The sequence below is a fragment of the Sporolactobacillus spathodeae genome, from assembly GCF_016908935.1.
GTDB lineage: Bacteria > Bacillota > Bacilli > Bacillales > Sporolactobacillaceae > Sporolactobacillus > Sporolactobacillus spathodeae.
In genome coordinates, this window is sequence record NZ_JAFBEV010000004.1 from 1 (window position 1) to 18,130 (window position 18,130).

The 18,130-nt window shown below is 43.5% G+C and carries 16 protein-coding genes; 5 read left to right on the forward strand and 11 right to left on the reverse strand.

Annotated elements, in window-relative coordinates; all coding sequences use genetic code 11:
- Positions 1–420 precede the first annotated feature (420 nt).
- Complete coding sequence (gene budA, locus JOC27_RS02710) at positions 421–1,140, reverse strand: acetolactate decarboxylase (protein WP_205005473.1); 720 nt, start codon at positions 1,138–1,140, stop codon at positions 421–423.
- A 32-nt stretch (positions 1,141–1,172) separates the two neighbouring features.
- Positions 1,173–2,867, reverse strand: coding sequence for an acetolactate synthase AlsS (gene alsS, locus JOC27_RS02715; RefSeq protein WP_205005474.1), 1,695 nt, complete (start codon positions 2,865–2,867; stop codon positions 1,173–1,175).
- Between the two features lie 345 nt (positions 2,868–3,212).
- On the opposite strand from alsS, the gene alsR reads away from it, so the two are divergent.
- Entirely contained in the window at positions 3,213–4,109 is an 897-nt protein-coding gene (gene alsR / locus JOC27_RS02720; protein ID WP_205005475.1) for an acetoin biosynthesis transcriptional regulator AlsR, read from the forward strand.
- Between the two features lie 2 nt (positions 4,110–4,111).
- Here the strand turns inward: alsR and JOC27_RS02725 are convergent, their stop codons facing one another.
- Positions 4,112–5,227: an AI-2E family transporter gene (locus tag JOC27_RS02725; RefSeq protein ID WP_205005476.1), complete on the reverse strand. Its 1,116-nt coding sequence runs from the start codon at positions 5,225–5,227 to the stop codon at positions 4,112–4,114.
- Between the two features lie 402 nt (positions 5,228–5,629).
- Between JOC27_RS02725 and cls the strand changes: the two genes are divergently transcribed.
- Positions 5,630–7,078, forward strand: a complete 1,449-nt coding sequence (gene cls, locus JOC27_RS02730; RefSeq protein ID WP_205005477.1) for a cardiolipin synthase — start codon at positions 5,630–5,632, stop codon at positions 7,076–7,078.
- 145 nt (positions 7,079–7,223) lie between these two features.
- Here the strand turns inward: cls and JOC27_RS02735 are convergent, their stop codons facing one another.
- Both JOC27_RS02735 and JOC27_RS02740 read right to left on the reverse strand, forming a co-directional pair.
- A complete protein-coding gene (locus tag JOC27_RS02735; RefSeq protein WP_205005478.1) occupies positions 7,224–7,679 on the reverse strand; it encodes a thioesterase family protein in 456 nt (151 codons plus the stop codon).
- An 80-nt stretch (positions 7,680–7,759) separates the two neighbouring features.
- Positions 7,760–8,476, reverse strand: coding sequence for a helix-turn-helix transcriptional regulator (locus JOC27_RS02740; protein ID WP_239529454.1), 717 nt, complete (start codon positions 8,474–8,476; stop codon positions 7,760–7,762).
- A 332-nt stretch (positions 8,477–8,808) separates the two neighbouring features.
- On the opposite strand from JOC27_RS02740, the gene larD reads away from it, so the two are divergent.
- The gene (gene larD, locus JOC27_RS02745; RefSeq protein WP_205005479.1) at positions 8,809–9,519 is read left to right on the forward strand and encodes a D/L-lactic acid transporter LarD; all 711 of its coding nucleotides are present in this window, start codon (positions 8,809–8,811) and stop codon (positions 9,517–9,519) included.
- A 297-nt stretch (positions 9,520–9,816) separates the two neighbouring features.
- Here the strand turns inward: larD and JOC27_RS02750 are convergent, their stop codons facing one another.
- From JOC27_RS02750 to JOC27_RS02765, 4 genes are all read right to left on the reverse strand, one after another.
- On the reverse strand, positions 9,817–11,376 hold the full coding sequence (locus JOC27_RS02750; protein WP_205005480.1) for a Vga family ABC-F type ribosomal protection protein: 1,560 nt from the start codon (positions 11,374–11,376) through the stop codon (positions 9,817–9,819).
- Positions 11,377–11,680: 304 nt separating this feature from the next.
- The gene (locus tag JOC27_RS02755) at positions 11,681–12,544 is read right to left on the reverse strand and encodes a DNA/RNA non-specific endonuclease (protein ID WP_205005481.1); all 864 of its coding nucleotides are present in this window, start codon (positions 12,542–12,544) and stop codon (positions 11,681–11,683) included.
- A gap of 414 nt (positions 12,545–12,958) precedes the next feature.
- A complete protein-coding gene (locus tag JOC27_RS02760) occupies positions 12,959–13,618 on the reverse strand; it encodes a VTT domain-containing protein (RefSeq protein ID WP_205005482.1) in 660 nt (219 codons plus the stop codon).
- Positions 13,619–14,086: 468 nt separating this feature from the next.
- Entirely contained in the window at positions 14,087–14,359 is a 273-nt protein-coding gene (locus JOC27_RS02765; RefSeq protein ID WP_205005483.1) for a glutaredoxin family protein, read from the reverse strand.
- A gap of 176 nt (positions 14,360–14,535) precedes the next feature.
- Here JOC27_RS02765 and JOC27_RS02770 point away from each other — a divergent pair, with 176 nt between their 5' ends.
- Complete coding sequence (locus JOC27_RS02770) at positions 14,536–14,640, forward strand: YjcZ family sporulation protein (protein WP_205005484.1); 105 nt, start codon at positions 14,536–14,538, stop codon at positions 14,638–14,640.
- Positions 14,641–15,313: 673 nt separating this feature from the next.
- Here the strand turns inward: JOC27_RS02770 and JOC27_RS02775 are convergent.
- On the reverse strand, positions 15,314–15,937 hold the full coding sequence (locus JOC27_RS02775; RefSeq protein WP_205005485.1) for a response regulator transcription factor: 624 nt from the start codon (positions 15,935–15,937) through the stop codon (positions 15,314–15,316).
- Complete coding sequence (locus JOC27_RS13570) at positions 15,934–17,013, reverse strand: histidine kinase (protein WP_205005486.1); 1,080 nt, start codon at positions 17,011–17,013, stop codon at positions 15,934–15,936. The genes JOC27_RS02775 and JOC27_RS13570 overlap by 4 nt, the downstream gene beginning before the upstream one ends.
- 169 nt (positions 17,014–17,182) lie before the next feature.
- Between JOC27_RS13570 and JOC27_RS02785 the strand changes: the two genes are divergently transcribed.
- A complete protein-coding gene (locus JOC27_RS02785) occupies positions 17,183–18,118 on the forward strand; it encodes an ABC transporter ATP-binding protein (RefSeq protein ID WP_205005487.1) in 936 nt (311 codons plus the stop codon).
- The last annotated feature ends 12 nt before the right edge of the window (positions 18,119–18,130 follow it).

Consider the following 18,130-nt stretch of genomic DNA (forward strand, 5'->3'; position numbering starts at 1 on the left):
ATATATCTTGCCTTGATTTATCACTGTTTGATGGTACTCATTCAACAGGAAACAGATACAAAGCACTCACTGCTTAAACTTAACCGATGGTTAAAGGCATTGCTTTGGCAATCCGGGAAAAAACTGATTCAGCGTATTAAATTTCAAAGGAAGCCAAAGATTACTTAGAAAAAGGGTCCAGTCGCTGTTGCCCTTGAATTAATTGGATAATATTGTAAATATGGATAGGATCACCTCTTGAGTGGTTATTGAGTTTTTTGATTCAAGAAGGCCAAAACTAATTCTGATTATTCACATATTTAAGACTTTAAATTTTATGCAACGCTAGTAATGCCTGCACAAAAAATGCAGGTCCCTATTCCAGCTTTCCTCACAGGGCCTGCATTTCCTATAATATTAAGCTTATGACATTCGCTACAATTACCCTTCAGTCACCTTAATTTCTTTTTCCAGATCATCGCGTGAGAGATTTGCCTTTAAAAAGGCTTCAGTCGTCGGTGTGTAAAGGCTTTGATGTGTCTTTTGATCAATCTGCACCGTTCCGTGATCGAGCACATAATTCATAACATGACCGCCGCCTTGACGGTTTTTGTCAATAAAATGGAAATGGTAGCCGGAAACCGCAATCCCTTGGGCAAACGCCGGTGTCCAGAAACCGACAATAGTTCCTGCCACATTTTTAAAATGGAAAACCGGTTGCGATTTGACCGCCTCTGTCATCGGAACAGGTTTTTCCTGATAAGCTACCGTACGTGTGCTGACTTCTTTAAACACACCATCAATCCGGAATGCATAGAACAAATTGCTGCTCGGTACCAATTTCTGCAATTCTTTTTCAAAAGCAGCTTTATCAAGCGGTTCTTCGAATGTCTTCGATTGTTGCGGTTTAAAATAAGTTAGCGAGCAAAACGGTGTCATATCCGTACTCTGCAGCGGAGTAGCCGTTCCATCACCGCGCAGGCGATAAAATTGATTATCAAAACCAATCATTTCGCCGTCCAGGTGATCAAAAGTGCCGATGCCGAAATCGCCATGCATCTTGAACTCATCGTAAGACATCGCACCATCATAAACGCCGTCAAGCAGTGATGTCATTGTGGATAATTGAAATACTTCACCAAAATCCTTAGCCATCTTCATTGCCCCCTCCAAGCACAAACACTGAAATAAACTTACATTAACTGATTTGGCAGCAAGCTCTTGCCGAGTGCGACATTATCGCTGTAGTCAACCGGAACATCAATAACCACAGGTCCGCCTTCGTATTCCAGACCTTCACGCAATACCGCTTCCAGCTGGTCAGGCGAATTGACGCGCAATCCTTTTGCCCCGAATGCTTCTGCATATTTGACAACATCTATAGCACCGAAGTCGATGCCGGAAGTCCGCTCATATTTCATTTGTTGCTGAAAAGCAACCATGTCGTAAGTGCCGTCGCGCCAAACGATATGAACAATCGGAAGTTTGAGTCGAACGGCTGTTTCCAGTTCCATTGCGGAGAAAAGGAATCCACCGTCTCCAGACATCGAAACAGTTTTTGCATGATGATTAACCAATGATGCGGCCATTCCCCATGGAAGGGCAACGCCAAGGGTCTGCATGCCGTTGCTGAACAACAACGTCTTTGGTTCGTAGGAACGGAAATGACGCGCCATCCAAATATAGTGTGAACCAACATCGCAAGCGACCGTTGTGTCATCGCTGATTAACTGACGCAAGGTATGAATCAGCTGAAGCGGATGAACTTGATTGCCATGCGTTGTTTTCGGCGGTTCATCCCGGGCGTCAAGCCGCTTGCGCATTTTATCAAGGAACTGCAGACTGTCTTCAGTGATGGAGAGATTAGAGAGCTTTTCTTGAATTCGCGCAACCGTTGCTGGGATATCGCCAACCAGTTCAATTTCCGGCTGATAGTAGTGATCGATGTCTGCGCGAACTTCGTCAAGATGAATAATCGTCCGTTTGCCGTTTTTATTCCAAAATTTTGGATCATATTCAACAGAATCATAGCCAATCGTCAGAATGACATCTGCTTTATCGAGCAATAGGTCTCCTGGTTGATTGCGGAACAGACCTATGCGTCCGAAGAAACGTTCTTCCATATCGCGAGGAATCAAACCAGCTGCTTGAAACGTCTCAACAACTGGGAAAGATATTTTCCGCAGCAAGGAGCGAACAGCGGCAACGACCGAGAAACGATTCGCACGCATACCTGCAAGAATCACCGGCATTTTGGCGTGACTGAGCGCCTCAACTGCTCGGTCAATTGCTTCTTCAGATGCTGTACCTAATTTCGGACTTTCGAGTGGACCAAGCGCGTTGACTGTCGTCTGATCAACCAAGACGTCCTGAGGAAAGCTTACTACACTTGCACCTGACTGGGTCGATTCTGCCGCCCGGAACGCATTGGTCATCACTTCCGGAACATTCTTCGGATCAACAACTTCCGCACTGTATTTTGTAATTGGTTGGAATAAAGCGGCATTGTCCATCGATTGATGCGTGCGTTTCAGCCGATCCGCACGTGGAACCGCACCGGCTAAGGCAACAACCGGATCATTTTCAACATTTGCTGTGACTATACCGGTTGCCAGGTTCGATGCGCCTGGGCCCGATGTGACCAAACAAACACCGGCTTTACAGGTCAAGCGTCCAACTGCCGCCGCCATAAATGCCGCATTCTGTTCATGCCTGCAGACAATCAGTTCTGGTCCGCGATCTTTCAACACGTCAAAAACGGCATCAATCTTTGCGCCCGGAATACCAAACACATATTTAACGCCTTGCTTAATCAAACAGTCAACAACCAATTCGGCACCGGTCGCAAGCTTCTCCTTCGTTGCTTCGTCCTTGCGAATTTCTGCCATTTACTCCCACTCCTTTTTTATTTAGAAAAACTTAGCTTTGCCAATTCCTTTTGTAACAAACACGGTTCGGCTGCTCGCTTGCCGCAGGCGTCTCGCGCGCTACATTGGGTGTACAAAATCTGATACATTCTTACTTATCTTTTCAAAAAGACTCAAGAGTCATTTCTCATGGACAAGTTCTTACGATTTTTCGACTTCTCTGTGACTAAACTCATTGTAACGCATCAAATATATATTGTGAAATATATTATTCTTTATCGTGTAATACCTAGTATGTATCAATTGATTTTTGAAAACGTAATCATTTATAATAGACCTATCATTCTTTCGGAAGGGCGATTAATTATGGAATTACGCCATCTCACATATTTTATTACGGTTGCAGAAGAACTTCATTTCGGTAGAGCTGCTGCCCGACTGCAAATGACGCAGCCGCCACTCAGCAAACAAATTCAGCAATTGGAAGATGAAATGGGTGTTGTGCTATTCAAAAGAAACAAACGTCATGTCGAACTGACAACAGCTGGCGAATTATTTTTGTCAGAGGCGCGAAAGGTACTGAGTCAGTTGAATCAGGCGATTGATACAGCACAGCGCGCGCAAAGAGGCGAATTTGGTCAACTCGTTATCGGCTTTGTCGGATCGGCAAGCTATGACATCCTACCTGCTTTTATCCGAGAATACCGCCGGATGTATCCCGATGTCTCTGTTATCCTTCACGAATTGTCGACACCTGATCAGATTCTTGCACTGATCGGGCGGCGTATTGACATCGGCTTATTGCATCCGCCAGTCAGCAATTCGCTTATTGAAGCTGAACCTGTAAAAAAAGGTGTTGCTGCTTTATCACTTCCGAAAAATCATCCACTAGCCAGTAAAAAAGAAATCACAATGGAAGATTTACGCGACCAGTCATTTATCGTCGTTTCCCGGGAAATATGGCCAGGCCTGTACGATGAATTTCTCTCGTTATTCCAAAATGAGAGCTTTTCTCCGAAAATTGTCCAAGAAGCAACGGAATATCAAATGGTAGTCGGACTTGTTTCCGCCGGTATCGGCATCGGTGTCGTACCCGCGACAGCGGAAAAACTATTCAACCTAGAAGTTGTCTATCGTGAAATCAGCGAACATCCGATGCCCGCAGTACTTTCCATGGCTCATTTGAAAAAGAACAATAATCCCGCGATGAAGCAATTCATTCGTCTGTCGCGCCAGATCATCCGCAAACCGGATGAAGAATGAAACTATTCATCTTTAATCAGCGTATCATCCTTGCTTTGCCTCCTCAAGCGAATCAGTCGGATCGCATGCATGATCACTGTTTTTGCCATGGCATATGAAGGAACAGCGAGAATCATCCCGATTGGTCCAATCCATTTGCCGGCAACAAGCAGCAGAACAATAATCGTCAGTGGATGGATATTCAAGCGTTTGCCCATCACAAGCGGTGAAATCAAGTGACCGTCTAATTGCTGAACAGTGACGATAATCACCAGGACAAATAGTGCCTTGACCGGAGAATCCATTGAAGCCACAATGATCGCTGGCGCGGCACCAAGGATGGGGCCCATGTAGGGAATAATATTCGTCACACCGACAATCAGGCCAAGTAACAGGCTGTATGGCAGACCAATTGCAGCAAATCCAATACTTGACGTCGCACCGACAAAGGTCGCGACAATAATCAAGCCATGGATATAGGAAGAGAGTGTTGAACTGAGATCTTGTATAATCTCGTTCACTTCATGATGGTAGTGGCGTGGAAAAAAGCGCATGACAGCGCTTGGCAATCGATCACCGTCTTTCAACATATAAAAAAGGATAAATGGAACCGTAACAACGGTAAGTGTCAGATTTACGATCACACTGAAAAAGCTAGAAAAGCTAGATCCAGCGTGTTTGCTATAGTCATTAAGCATATTAGTCACGTTCTTTTGAATCTTATCAATCGAGTAATAATCCTGATGAATCAACCATTTAAAGCCCTGTGTATTAGCGAGTTGATCAATTGAATGCCTAATGCCGACAATATAATCGGGAAGCTTGCTAAACAAAGATTTCACCTGATGACCAAGCGTCGGTCCAAATGTGACAACGAGCAAGGTAATCAGTCCGATTAAAATCAAATAGATGATCGCAATGCTGAGTGCTCGAGGAAGTCTTAGTCGCTCCAACAGACCGACAAAAGGACTGAGTAGGAAAAAGAGAAAACCCGCAACAAGGATCGGAAAAAAGAAAGTCGTAATCAGTGTGACGACCGGTATAAAGATGAAAGAAATTTTTGTTAGGACAAAAATCAGCAGTGCGAGCCCAAGCAGCTCAATTGTCCAAAAAATAATCGACCCATGTTTCTTTAACATTCCTCGCAACAGATCCTTTCCGCGACCGCTGATATCATATGAAAACGAAACTGCCCATCTCCCTATCATTATAGCCTGCGGCTCGTTTTAAAATCCAATCAGAGTCTATTTTTCTGATAGCATTCTTTTCACAGCTTTCTCTCCCACCCATTCGGCTGAAATAAAGGCAATGGAATTCTTAATCTAGATGACTATTTGCTTTATGGGTTATAATTTATTAACCAGACTTTTCCTTCCCTTTTTTCTTAATGAAATCAGCTGTTGAACCATAAGATGTGACAACAACGCTTTTGACACGCACAACGCGTTGCATTGCTGATGCGCCTGCTGTCAGAAAAGGATGGTTAGTCTACGGCTCCCTCTTAGAAGCACTTATGCCGGAAAGGACGTGGACAGAATATAATGACGCTCACTACTATTTTATTGGCTTTTATCCTAGTTAGTAATATTTTGCTTGGCTTCACGATCGTTTTTCTTGAACGCAAAAGTGTCAGTTCAACGTGGGCGTGGCTCATGATCCTTAATTTCATCCCCATTATCGGCTTCTTGTTTTATCTGTTCTTCGGTCAGAACCTCAGTCGCCGAAAAATATTCAAGTGGGATCACGTTGTCCATGAGCGGACAAAAGAGCGGGTTGCCAGTCAAATGCGGGCAATCGCGGAGAAACGTGATCCGTTTACTCAGCCAGTTCTCCGCGATTACCATGGATTGATTTATATGAATCTCAATAACGATGAGGCACCGCTGGCATTAAACAACAGCTTGGATATCTATACAGATGGGGAACACAAATTTCGCCAATTGCTACGCGACATTCACAAGGCTCACCACCATATTCATATTGAATATTATATTTTCCGCAGCGATTTTCTCGGTCATGAAATTCTTGATGCACTAACCGCAAGAGCACGGGAGGGCATTATCGTCCGTCTCCTCGTTGACGATGAGGGTTCGCGCCAGCTGTCAAAAAAAGCGGTCCGCGAACTTGTCAACGCTGGAGGAAAATTTCAACGTTTCTTTCCAGGTCATCTGCCGCTGCTCAATATGCGCATTAACTATCGCAATCATCGAAAACTCGTGGTTATTGACGGACAAATCGGCTATATCGGCGGTTTCAATGTTGGCGATGAATATCTCGGGCTGAGTACAAAATTCGGTTACTGGCGGGATACGCATCTACGAATCTGCGGGGAATCGGTAAACAGCATTCAGGCACGTTTCCTACTGGACTGGAATCAGGCTTCAGGCGAAAAGGTGCCGTTTCAAGGCTACTATCATCTGAATCAAATGGATCACTACGGCGAAGTCGGTATTCAAATTGTTTCAAGTGGCCCCGATCGACGCTGGGAACAGATTAAAAACGCGATCATTAAAATGATTCTTTCCGCCAAAGAATGCGTCTATATTCAAACGCCGTACTTGATTCCCGATCAGAGTCTGCTTAACGCGATTTCCGTTGCAGCACTGTCCAATGTCGATGTGCGAATTATGATACCCAACAAGCCGGATCACCCATTTGTCTATTGGGCAACCTTCTCCAATATTGGCTTACTGCTCGAAGCGGGTGCGCATGTATTCCTCTATCAAAATGGCTTCCTGCATGCCAAAACGATTGTTGTCGACAGGCGGCTTGCAACTGTTGGCACATCCAATATCGATTACCGCAGTTTCAGTCTGAATTTCGAGGTCAATGCGTTTATTTACCATGAAGACACGGCGAGCAATTTGGCAACCATTTTTCTCAGTGACTGCCGGCTGTCGAAAGAATTGGCCATCGAGGATTATAACAGACGCTCGTTGATGATCCGTTTCAAGGAATCGGTCTCACGTCTGTTATCGCCGATTTTGTAAGCTTTTCCCACTGGGTCCAGCGCACTGCGTTATATTTTTCGCCCAAAATCTTATCCATTCTTATCTTTGTACAAACCCTATGCTTTTCTAACATGCAAAAAAGCAGTTCGCCCACTCTCCGGCAAACTGCTTTTTCAATCTCATCTTAACTATAGGAGACAGATAATCCTTCACTACGTAACTGACGCAGGGCTGGAACGCCATTTGGCCCTTGATGATGTTGATCGAGAATCGCTTTGATTGAATCCGATAGCGGGACAACCTCTTTCCGGCGATAATCATAACCAATCATCGTTACACGACCACGCGCATGCCAATTCCCATTTTCATCCGCGATCGCGTGGTCAATATCGAAACTTGAACGCGAGATGGTACTGACCCAAGTATAAACGGTAACCGTCTCCCCGTAGCTGATTTCATGAATATAATCGCAATGCGTCGAAGCCACAATCACATGAAAATCATCAAGGCTTAGGTCAGGTGTGAATAAGCGGAAGATTTCTCGTTTACCTTCTTCAAAATAAGTGTGATAAACCGCGTTATTCACATGACCCATTCCGTCACAGTCAACGAAACGGACCGGAATTTTTACTGTAAACACAACTTCTCCCCCCAAATCTGTAAGAATCATTCTGATTAACAGTTTAGCATAGGGAAAAGTCAAAAGGTTAGCGAATTGCTCTATTTCGTATGCTGTGCTGACCGGTATTTAGATGGGGAAATCCGTTCATATTTTTTAAACATTCTAGTAAAAGACGCATTGTATTCATAGCCAAGCTGGCAGGCAATCGACAAAACACTGAGCCGCGAGTCCTGAAGCAATTCTTTTGCCCGGTGTATACGGAGAAAGTGAATGTATTCCAGCGGCGTCATTTTCATTTTTCTTTTGAACCAATCACAATAATAGGAAGGCGTATAATGTTCCATTTCGGCCAATGCGCGGATATCAATTTTCTCTGTAAAGTGCTTTTGAATATAGAGCAGGGAGGTTGTGACCGTCTGTCTCGCCACTTTATGGAGCAAATAGTTCATCAAGAGAATGGCTTCTTCCTCGTTATGCGCATCCACTTCACGTATCATCATTTCTTTAATCGGCTGCAGATCGGCATCAAGCTTCCAGACAATACCTTCCTGGCTCGTTGTATCCGTTTTAATATACGCCTGTATATAGTCCTGCGGCAGTTGGATGATTAAATTCTCATTCATATCTGAGCACGCTCGAAACCGGCCATTACGTCCAGTCAAGAGACAAAGATGGGTATGGTTCACGGAGTAAACAGCATTTGCTGTTGTCCATTCACTTTCCCCGGCAATAGGAACCAGTAAACAAATAGCATCGGAGCCGCTACGGTATAGTTCATCATTAAACGAAGCAAAATAAAAATAAATTTGTTTCAAGTGGATTATCTGCTCCTTATATTCTGGTTCATTTCTTACATTATTCGGATTAAAGAAACTGTTAAATCGTTTCTGCCAAAGACAAAGCTGAAAGTAGGCATAAATGGAGTATATCAGATCCGTGAGCACTGCTCTATAAAAATCTTGTTACAAATTACAGTTAGATTGCTGAAATATGTCGAAAACGACGTAAAAAGTCAAAAAATGTGCATTTTGTAAACGTATTCTATTAATTTTCGTTAAATCTTATCTACATTTTGGTTAAGAAGATACAGAAGAGAATCGCTATACTCTTTCTGTAAAAGACATTCATCAGGGGGAAGTTTAAAAATATGCACCAATTAATCGCGGAGTTTTTGGGAACAGCATTGATGATCATTTTCGGTGTCGGCGTGCACTGTTGCGAGGTTCTGAAAACTTCTAAGTATCAAGGTTCAGGACACATTTTTGCCATTACAACATGGGGATTCGGCATCACGATTTCTCTATTTATATTTGGGAACGTCAATATCAATCCTGCAATGGTTGTCGCACAGGCAGTTTTGGGAAATATACCATGGTCTAATGTGATTCCTTTAAGCATCGCAGAGGTGCTTGGCGGTATTTTCGGATCCATCGTTGTTTTTATTGCCTATTACGACCAATTTAAAGCATCTGCAGATATGGACCGTGTCAAGATTCGCAACATTTTTTCAACAAATCCGAATGTGCGTAATCTGCCACGAAACTTTTTTGTCGAATTTATCGATACATTTATTTTCATTACGGCCATTCTCGCTATCGCCCAAGTTCACACACCAGGCATTGTTCCGATTACTGTCGGTCTTCTCGTTTGGGCAATCGGTATGGGTATGGGGGGTCCGACTGGGTTCGCGATGAACCTTGCCCGTGATATGGGCCCGCGTATCGCGCATGCAATCCTGCCGATTCCCGGAGGCAAAGCAAACAATGACTGGCAGTACGGTATTCTTGTACCGGGTATTGCTCCGTTCTTTGGTGCTGCTTGTGCCGCGCTGTTTGCCCGTTATTTTCTCGGTATCTAACCCAGCACACTTCATTCCTTTTAAAATTTTCGACGTATCAAATACATGTATAACGGAAAAGGATGCCTCAAAGTCGAAGTCAATCGGCTTTGAGGCATCCTTTGTTGTACGCGAATACGATTCGTCTTGTCATTCACAAAAATTTGGGCTATTGAGGGACTTGGCTGAAACTAAGTCCTTTTTTGCAATATCTACGCTTGGGCTACTCGCTTGCCGCGGGCGCCGCGCGTCTTGCGCAGATAAACTGAAATCTGATGCGCGCACTTATCTGACCACCGGCGCTCGTGCGCGCCTAGTTTAATCCTTCATCGCCCGTTTTTCTTCCAGAAGCCGCTGAAACGCCTGCTCCAACGCTTCGGACGGTTCAATGCTCAGGCGGCTGAGCACTTCCGTTATTTTTGTTTCAAGCAGAAGACGTTTCTCTTTTTTCTCATTATGATTCATCGGTTTCGCTTGTTGCCATTGCCGGTAGGTTCCTTCAAAAATCCGGATAGTCTGATGACGGATTTCTAGAATACGTGTCGCAATATTTTCGATAAACCTGCGATCATGGGAAACGAAGAGCACACTGCCTTCATACGCTTTGAGAAGCGCCTCTAAAGCGCCAACTGCCTCCATATCAAGATAATTCGTCGGCTCATCCAAAATTAACGTATTCAAATCACTTAAAAACACCTTGGTCAAAGCAACCTTGGTACGTTCGCCACCGCTCAGAACCCCAACACGCTTTGAGACATCCTCTTTGAAAAAATGCATTCGGGCAAGCACCGTGCGGATCAGCGTTTCCTGCTGCTTTGATGTCGCTTGGACATTCTCGAGAATCGATTTCTCTTCGTCCAATATATTTAGATTTTGACTGAAGTACCCGATTTTTATTGATGGGGAAGTCGTAATGCCAACCTCTTGGTTGATCAGCTTTTTGATCAGCGTTGTCTTTCCGCTTCCATTAGGCCCAATAATTGCCAATTTGTCACCGCCGCGGACAAAAAAGCTCGTGTTTTGCCAAAGTATCCGTTCGTCAATGCTGCCGGATAAATCCTCTGCCCGAATAATCATCCGATTTCTAATCGTTTCTGCATCGGGCAAATTCATTTTAAGCGGTTGTGGCGCATTTACTTTTTCTACCACTTCCAGTTTTTCCAATCGTGTTTCAATGGCATTAGCCGTTTTCTGCAGCTTCTTTTGTTTTTTTGCAAAATAAGGCTCTTGTCCCTTTGATTCCGATAGATTTACATTTTTCGGTTTTTTTGTTGCCCGTTGCGCTTTTCGCTCTTTGCGTATTAATGCTTCTTCCAATTGCCGCTTCTTCTTCTCATAATTTTCATATGCCGATTGTTGTTCTGAACGCTCTCTTTCTTTTTGCGCAGCATAATCATTGTAATTGCCTTTGTAAATCTTTATTTTTCCATCATCAATTTCCCATATCGTTGTGCAAAGCGCATCCAAAAAGGCACGGTCATGCGAGACAATAACAAAAGCGCCTTGCCAGTCGCTTAGCTTCTTTTCCAACCATTCAATATGATCGGTATCTAGATGAGTCGTTGGTTCATCCGCAAGCAGCAACTCCGGATTACTAAAAAACGCTTTTTGAATGTATTCCTGAGTCACTTCACCACCGCTTTTTGTTGTATCAGTCTTTTTTAGCTGCGGCAGCAATGTACATGAAGTGTGTTGAGTGACTGTTCCTTCTTCCGGAACGATCTTCTCTGCAAGCATATTGAGCAATGTTGTCTTCCCGCATCCATTTCGTCCAATTAAGCCAATACGATCCTTTTGTTGAATGGACAGCTGATCCACATTCAATAATAATCGATCTTTTACATAATGCTTGATGTGTTGCGCTTCTAATAAAATCAAAGAATCATCCCCATTTCTTCAGTTTTCCGGGGACGTAAAAATGCCCCCAATTCAATCAGAATAGGAGGCATGTGTTATCGGCGAACACAAAAAAGAAACCAGTCTTTTGCCTGGTACCAATACCAATCCTATCCTGAAACCATCATTCTGAAGACACGTGTACAGAAAAAATTGACGCCCACTAATATCTTCAGTTACCGGTTTTGAAAATAGGATTAGTTTTTCATTGGCCTTTGGTTCACCCTTCCGTTCATATAATTAATTTCAATATAATTGAAACACTAAATTGTGTCAACTTTTGTATCTACTTCAATTCATTTGCCGGTGCCGGAATGACCATACTTCTATCCACACGTGATGTACCATCCGCATAATTGAATTGAAATCCCGGCTGAACATTGAAGATAAAGACATTGAAATTCAGCGATCCATCCGTTGAAACTGCCTGCAGCTCTACCCCTTTGGCCATTAAATCATTTTTATTAAAAATAGCCTGTGCTTGATAGATGACTTTTTTCCCTGCTTTCAGTGCGCTGCGCACTTTGTTTTCATAGCGGGTTTGTAGCTCTTGATTTGAATAAGCGGTCTGGGTGAAAAGGTTTTTCGGATTGTTCTGATCGCCCGATTTCAGTGATGGATTATAGCTTCCCGTAGAACGAATTCCTTTTGACAGTGAATAGGCAATTAAGTGCCCGCGGTTAAGTATGGCTTCACCCTTGGCAAATTTCTGGTGCCAGCCAGTCGGGCGAATATATTGACGAACCCTAAGCGAGTCATTGGCTAAATTACGTTGTTCCAGATACGCTGTGTTCGGTCGTGACGTACGGTTCAATGAATCAAGATTGCTGTATATCACCTTATTTTCTTTCCAGTCTTTCGGATTGAGCGTTGACTTGTCATGGTTCACGATGATCACCGCGCTTGACCCGGATTTATAATCGAGAGACGAAAGACGGGATGATGACGTATTTTTTATTGATTTCTGTCCGGACAGAGGCGATTTGACCTCGGATATGCCGTTTTGAACAGTGCCCATCGTGGTTTGGGCAGAACTCGATGCGGAACTGTCAGATCGCACCTGATGATTATCAGGAGAGAGCACTTTACCTGCGAAAAAAAGCACGATGACTAATGCAAAGATAGATATTGATCGGTTTATTTTTTTCATGACTTGTTCCTCTACTCACTTCACAGTTGATTTAATGGCTCTCTTATTCTCTGAGATAAATTTGACTTAGCCAATTCTTTTTTTTGCAAACATCGCCTTCCCGCTGCTTGCTTTTCCCGCAAGGCGCCAGAGCACATTGCCTTTTGTCATAGAAACAGAGCCTATAAGAAAAACTTGGCTTAGCCAAGTCCTTTTTCAACTATTGCGCTTCGGTTGCTCGCTTGCCGCGGGCAGGACGGGAGCCTCCTCGGACAGACAGTAATCTGCGGGGTCTCCCTTGTCCTGCTCTTCCCGCAAGGCCCAGAGCACCTGCGCTACATTTTTTTGAAAATCCTTATACTTTCCTATCTCTTGAAAAAAATGGGAGCGTTCCCCCGTTGCGTCTGTCCATCGAAGCATTCTCTCTGAAGTCGTTTACTTGCTAAATTTTCCACCAAACCGCTGTTTGATCCACACAATGAAAACCGGGAGCAGTGAAATCACGACGATCAACACCATGATCAGCGAAAAATGTTGTTGGATTACAGGAATTCTTCCGAAGAAAAAACCTGCGAATAAACCAACCGATGTCCAAACAGCGCCGCCGATCACATCAAATAAGAGGAAGTACGGATACCGCATGCGGCTCCCACCGGAAACAAACGGCATAAACGTTCGTATAAAGGGAATAAAGCGTCCGAGAAAAATAGCGAAACCGCCGTAACGATTAAAAAAAGCTTCAGCCTTTGCCATCTTCTCCGCATTAATCATTCGATTAAATAAGTGATGCTTCTCCAGTGTTTTTCCGATCGTTCGTCCAATCCAATAATTGATATTATCGCCAAGAACAGCCGCTGAAAAGACGAGTAGCAAGAGCAAGCCGATATTAATCCCCGAATTGTTATGTGCCGCGATCGCGCCGGCAGCAAACAGGAGCGAATCCCCGGGAAGGAAAGGACAGATGACTACACCTGTTTCAACAAAAATAACACCAAAAAGGATGGCGTAAGTCCACGTTCCGTATTGATTAACCACGTGCAGCAGAACTTTATCAATATGCAGGAAAAACTCAATGACCCAAATCAGTGAATTCATTTCTCCGTCTCCTTGACACTTAATAAATGTTATATGTCCATCCTACCGAAAAAAAGCATATTTAGGAAGGCTGTTTCCTTAACCGTAACATGAGAATCTTATCATAAATCAGCATTCTTAAAGAACATTTAATACAGGAGTTGCGTGTTTCACCAGATCCATTTCGGGTTTAAGCCAAACTTAGCTTATCCATTTCCTTTTTTGCTTCAATGCGCTTTGGATACTGGCTGAGCTATTTTATTCTTATTCCGCTTAAATTAAATGTATTTCTAAAAGCGGACATTAGAAAAACTAGGCTTATCAAAATCTTTTTTGTAATAAACGCGCTCGGGTTGCTCGCTTGCCGCGGGCGCACCGCGAGCCTCAGAAAGGTGATATGCATTTTTTTGTGCAAAATCTTATACAGTTCAAGCGCATAAAAAAACAGGTGGTTGGATAATACCCACCTGCCTGATCAATTGCTTTTTGTTAACCCAAAGCTTCTTTCATGAATGGTGTAATCGTCTCTTCTTTTGAATCGCTTAGTGTTTTGCCAGTTGATAAATCAACAAATGTTGGCACAGTAAGAAACTGGTATTTATCCTTCAATACATTGAAACGCGCCTCATCTTTTTCGCGCACAACGGTTTCAATTTGATCATTATATTTTCCATCGAGCGCATGATCCAAAACTGCTTTTGCACGAACACAATAGGGACAGAATTGTTTGGTAATCATCAGCACTTTTTTCTGTTCTGTCATCAATAGAACACTCCTTCCACTTAATTCACCTTTAGTCTACCTGATGCGAAACCATTTGTCTTATCATTTGCTTACTGGTGGATCACAATACAGAGTACAGGCGTCAACGAACATATTCCCAAAAGGCAGTGCGCCTACATATAATAAATTGTTGATTAGACGGGGGGTGGAGGGACATGTGTCAAACAGGTACGGATATTGGCTGTGAACCAAATGGATTCGCTTTGATTGTTGTTCTTTTCATTCTGCTCATTATCGTTGGCGCGATCATCTGCTATTGATGCTTCAGGAGTAATCATTGATCCTAAGGGTGTCTGAACAATCATTTATTGATTGTCAGACGCCCTTTTCATATGGCAACAATACACATCTTCGGAGTCTTCTTAATTATGTATCGAAACAAAATTAGCGTGAAACAGAGGGAGCATAAAACAGAAGCGCCATGCAGTCGCATGACGCCATTAAGGGGAATCTTTATCTACTTTTCTCATCTCAAGCAGTGAAGCCGCCGTGATTTTGTTGGTATTTATCCCAGCAAACTGCTGCGACCATTGGTAAAATTGTACAAACCGTTCCGAAAATACCGATTGCTGCCATCATAAGAAACACTCCTTTTAAAATGTTTTGATAACGCTTTCAACAACTATATTATATACAATATTGCTTGTTTCATGCAAGGAAACTAGCTGATTTTTTGATTATTTTTTTACAATTTAATTTGGTCAAAAATCATTGCTTTAAAAGGGTTTTTCGGTAATATAATATCCCTCTTCATTGTCACATTATCTGACAATAAAGAGGGACGTCAACCAGAGTATTCTGTTTAATATTTATTTTTAGAATTATATGAATAATATATTTGACTGAACCTTATTTACATCAAATACGCTTCGGCATTCGCTTAAAACTGTCAGTCAGTAGAAACAAGTAGGCGCACGGCGCGAAATCAAACGTCTAGCAATGCTTATAGTAAAAAACAGCTAACTGCGTCCGATCGCGCAAGTTAAGCTTTTCCAGAATAGTACTGATATAGTTGCGTACAGTCCCTTCACTGAGAAACAGCCGACCGGCAATTTCACGGTTGGAGCAACCATCAGCAACTAGCGCGAGGACTGCTGCTTCGCGCGCCGTCAAATCAAAGGAATTGAGATTAGGCTTCTTTTTCTTCTCGATTAGAGACGGAATTTTATTCATCACCTCATCCCCAAAGACACGCTGACCGCTGCCAACAGCTTTAAGTGACGGAATAATGCTTTCAAAATTTTGTTTCAGTATATAGCCTTTTGCGCCGATTTGAAGTGCTTCGACAATATAGGCATCATCAGAGAATGTCGTCAGAAACAATATTCGAGCGCCAGGAAACTCAGAAAACAAGCATTTCGCTGCATCAATCCCCGTCTTCTCACCCAGGCGAATGTCCATTAACAGAATATCCGGCTGATACCGGCGATAAAGTGAGACGGCTTGATCCGCATCATTTCCAATTCCGCAAATACGAAGCGATGTGTCTGTTTCGATGATCGTCTTCAGCGATGTGCAAACAAGCGGATCGTCATCAACAACTAAAATATTCATCATTTCTGCGTCTCCTTCGGCACGGTAATAAATAATTCAAAACCATTTTTTAATTGAATATTGAATTGTCCATGAAAACGCGCCACACGGTTGCTAATATTTTTTAATCCAATGCCATTGTCTGGATCGAAATGAGTGACTATGCCATTGTCGGCAATGATTAACTGGTAAAATGCCGGTTGCTCACGCAACGATAACCGGGCATGTGTCGCATTAGAATGCCGCGCAATATTAACTAGGGCTTCTTTGCTGATGGCCAGGATCGCCTCCTTCAATTTTCGTTCAGGCACATGACGAACGGTATAATCAAAATCGAGCGCGCAATAATTAAAAGTCATTGTCAGTTCATTCATCTGATCCTGCAGATTAATCGATTGATCGTATAGATGATGCACACTGTTGCGGATGCTATCCATCGCCTGAGACAAGGTGTTTTTCAAAGCGGCAATCGGCTCACCGAAAGCAGTCTCGCGGTTGATCGCAAGCAAGGCGCCAACTTGAAGCAACGCGCTTGAAAGCAGATGACCGACACTATCGTGGATATCGCGTGCAATCCGGTTGCGCTCCGCAAGCGTTGCGACTGTGATCTCAGTATCCTGACGCGTCAACAAATCCCTGTTCTGCTGCATAAGCTGTCTAGTCAGTTCTTTGGTTGTATCACGCAACTCGTAATATTCTGTCCGAAGACGCGCGAGTGACGCTGCGCGCAAGCTGAGCAAAATAGCAGCAAGCGAAAGCGCGCTGGTCATCAATAGATGCATTGCGCCCTTCACTTGCCAAAGTGAGGCAAGCGGAAACAGCAGTGAAAGAAGAACGATAGGCGCAAAACGCCTCGATAAGCAATCAAAAAGAATCAGCGGCAGGAACGCACCCGCTCCTGGGAAGAACGTTGCAAAGATAAAGAAGCTGCAGATAACTGCCAGGCGCAGCTGATCACGCTGCAGATAGCAAAGCAGGCCGCTTGCAATAATCGCACTAAGCATCATCTCAACCCGAACGCTGTCTGCGACGGAAGCAAAACAGATAACGAAAAGAACACCTCTGTCAATTAAATCAGCATAACCGCGAATCGGTGCCACACGCTTCTCTCCCTCTCCATTTGTGACATTGATGCCTTCATTTAATCATTTTTTCCCGTTGTTAACAATGCGTATGACATTTGTCATGTCAACTGATGATCCCAGTCACTTACGGATGCAGCGGACTTTCGAGTAAAATCAAATTATGAAGAACAAGGAGGACGAAGCGATGACAATTGTCGAAACGCAGAATCTTGTTAAACGCTACGGCGATTTGGTAGCACTTGATCATCTGTCACTGGAAGTCAAAGAAGGTGAAATTTTTGGCCTACTCGGCCCGAACGGTTCTGGAAAAAGCACATCGCTCAACTGCATCCTCTCGCTTCTGAGCTTCGATAAAGGGGAAGTGAAAATTTTTGGAAAGACAATGAAGCCTGATGCGTACAGTATCAAACGCAATATTGGCATCGTGATGCAGAATGTGGCGGTATTTGATGAACTAACCGTCTATGAGAATATCGATTATTTCTGCAGCCTTTATGTCCCTGATAAGAAGCAACGGAAGCAGCTCGTTGATGAAGCAATCGATTTCGTGGAGCTCGGTGAATTCCGCAAATTCTACCCGAAAAAATTAAGCGGCGGACTCTTGCGCCGGCTGAATATCGCCTGCGGCATCGCTCATCAGCCGAAACTGATCATCCTTGATGAACCAACCGTAGCTGTCGACCCGCAAAGCCGTAATAAAATTCTGGAAGGTATTAAGCAATTGCACAAACAAGGCGCAACCATTATCTATACCTCTCACTATATGGAAGAAGTGGAACAAATCTGCACACAGATTGTGATCATCGATAAAGGGCGGGTCATTGCTTCTGGAACCAAAGAAGAACTCAAAGCCATGATCTCGATGGGCGAGAAGATCACTGTCGAGACATTCAGTATCAGCTCTGATCAAATGACCGCATTACGCCGATTGCCCGGCGTGATCACCGCCGAATATGCTGATGAGCGTCTTGTGATTAAATCCGAAAAAGAAACCAATAACCTTGCAGCGGTTCTCGACTTTTTTAAGAACGAATCGATTACTTTTGGACGAATTTATTCAGAACTGCCAACATTGAATGATGTCTTCCTGGAAATCACAGGAAAACAATTACGGGATTAAGGGGGGATCAAG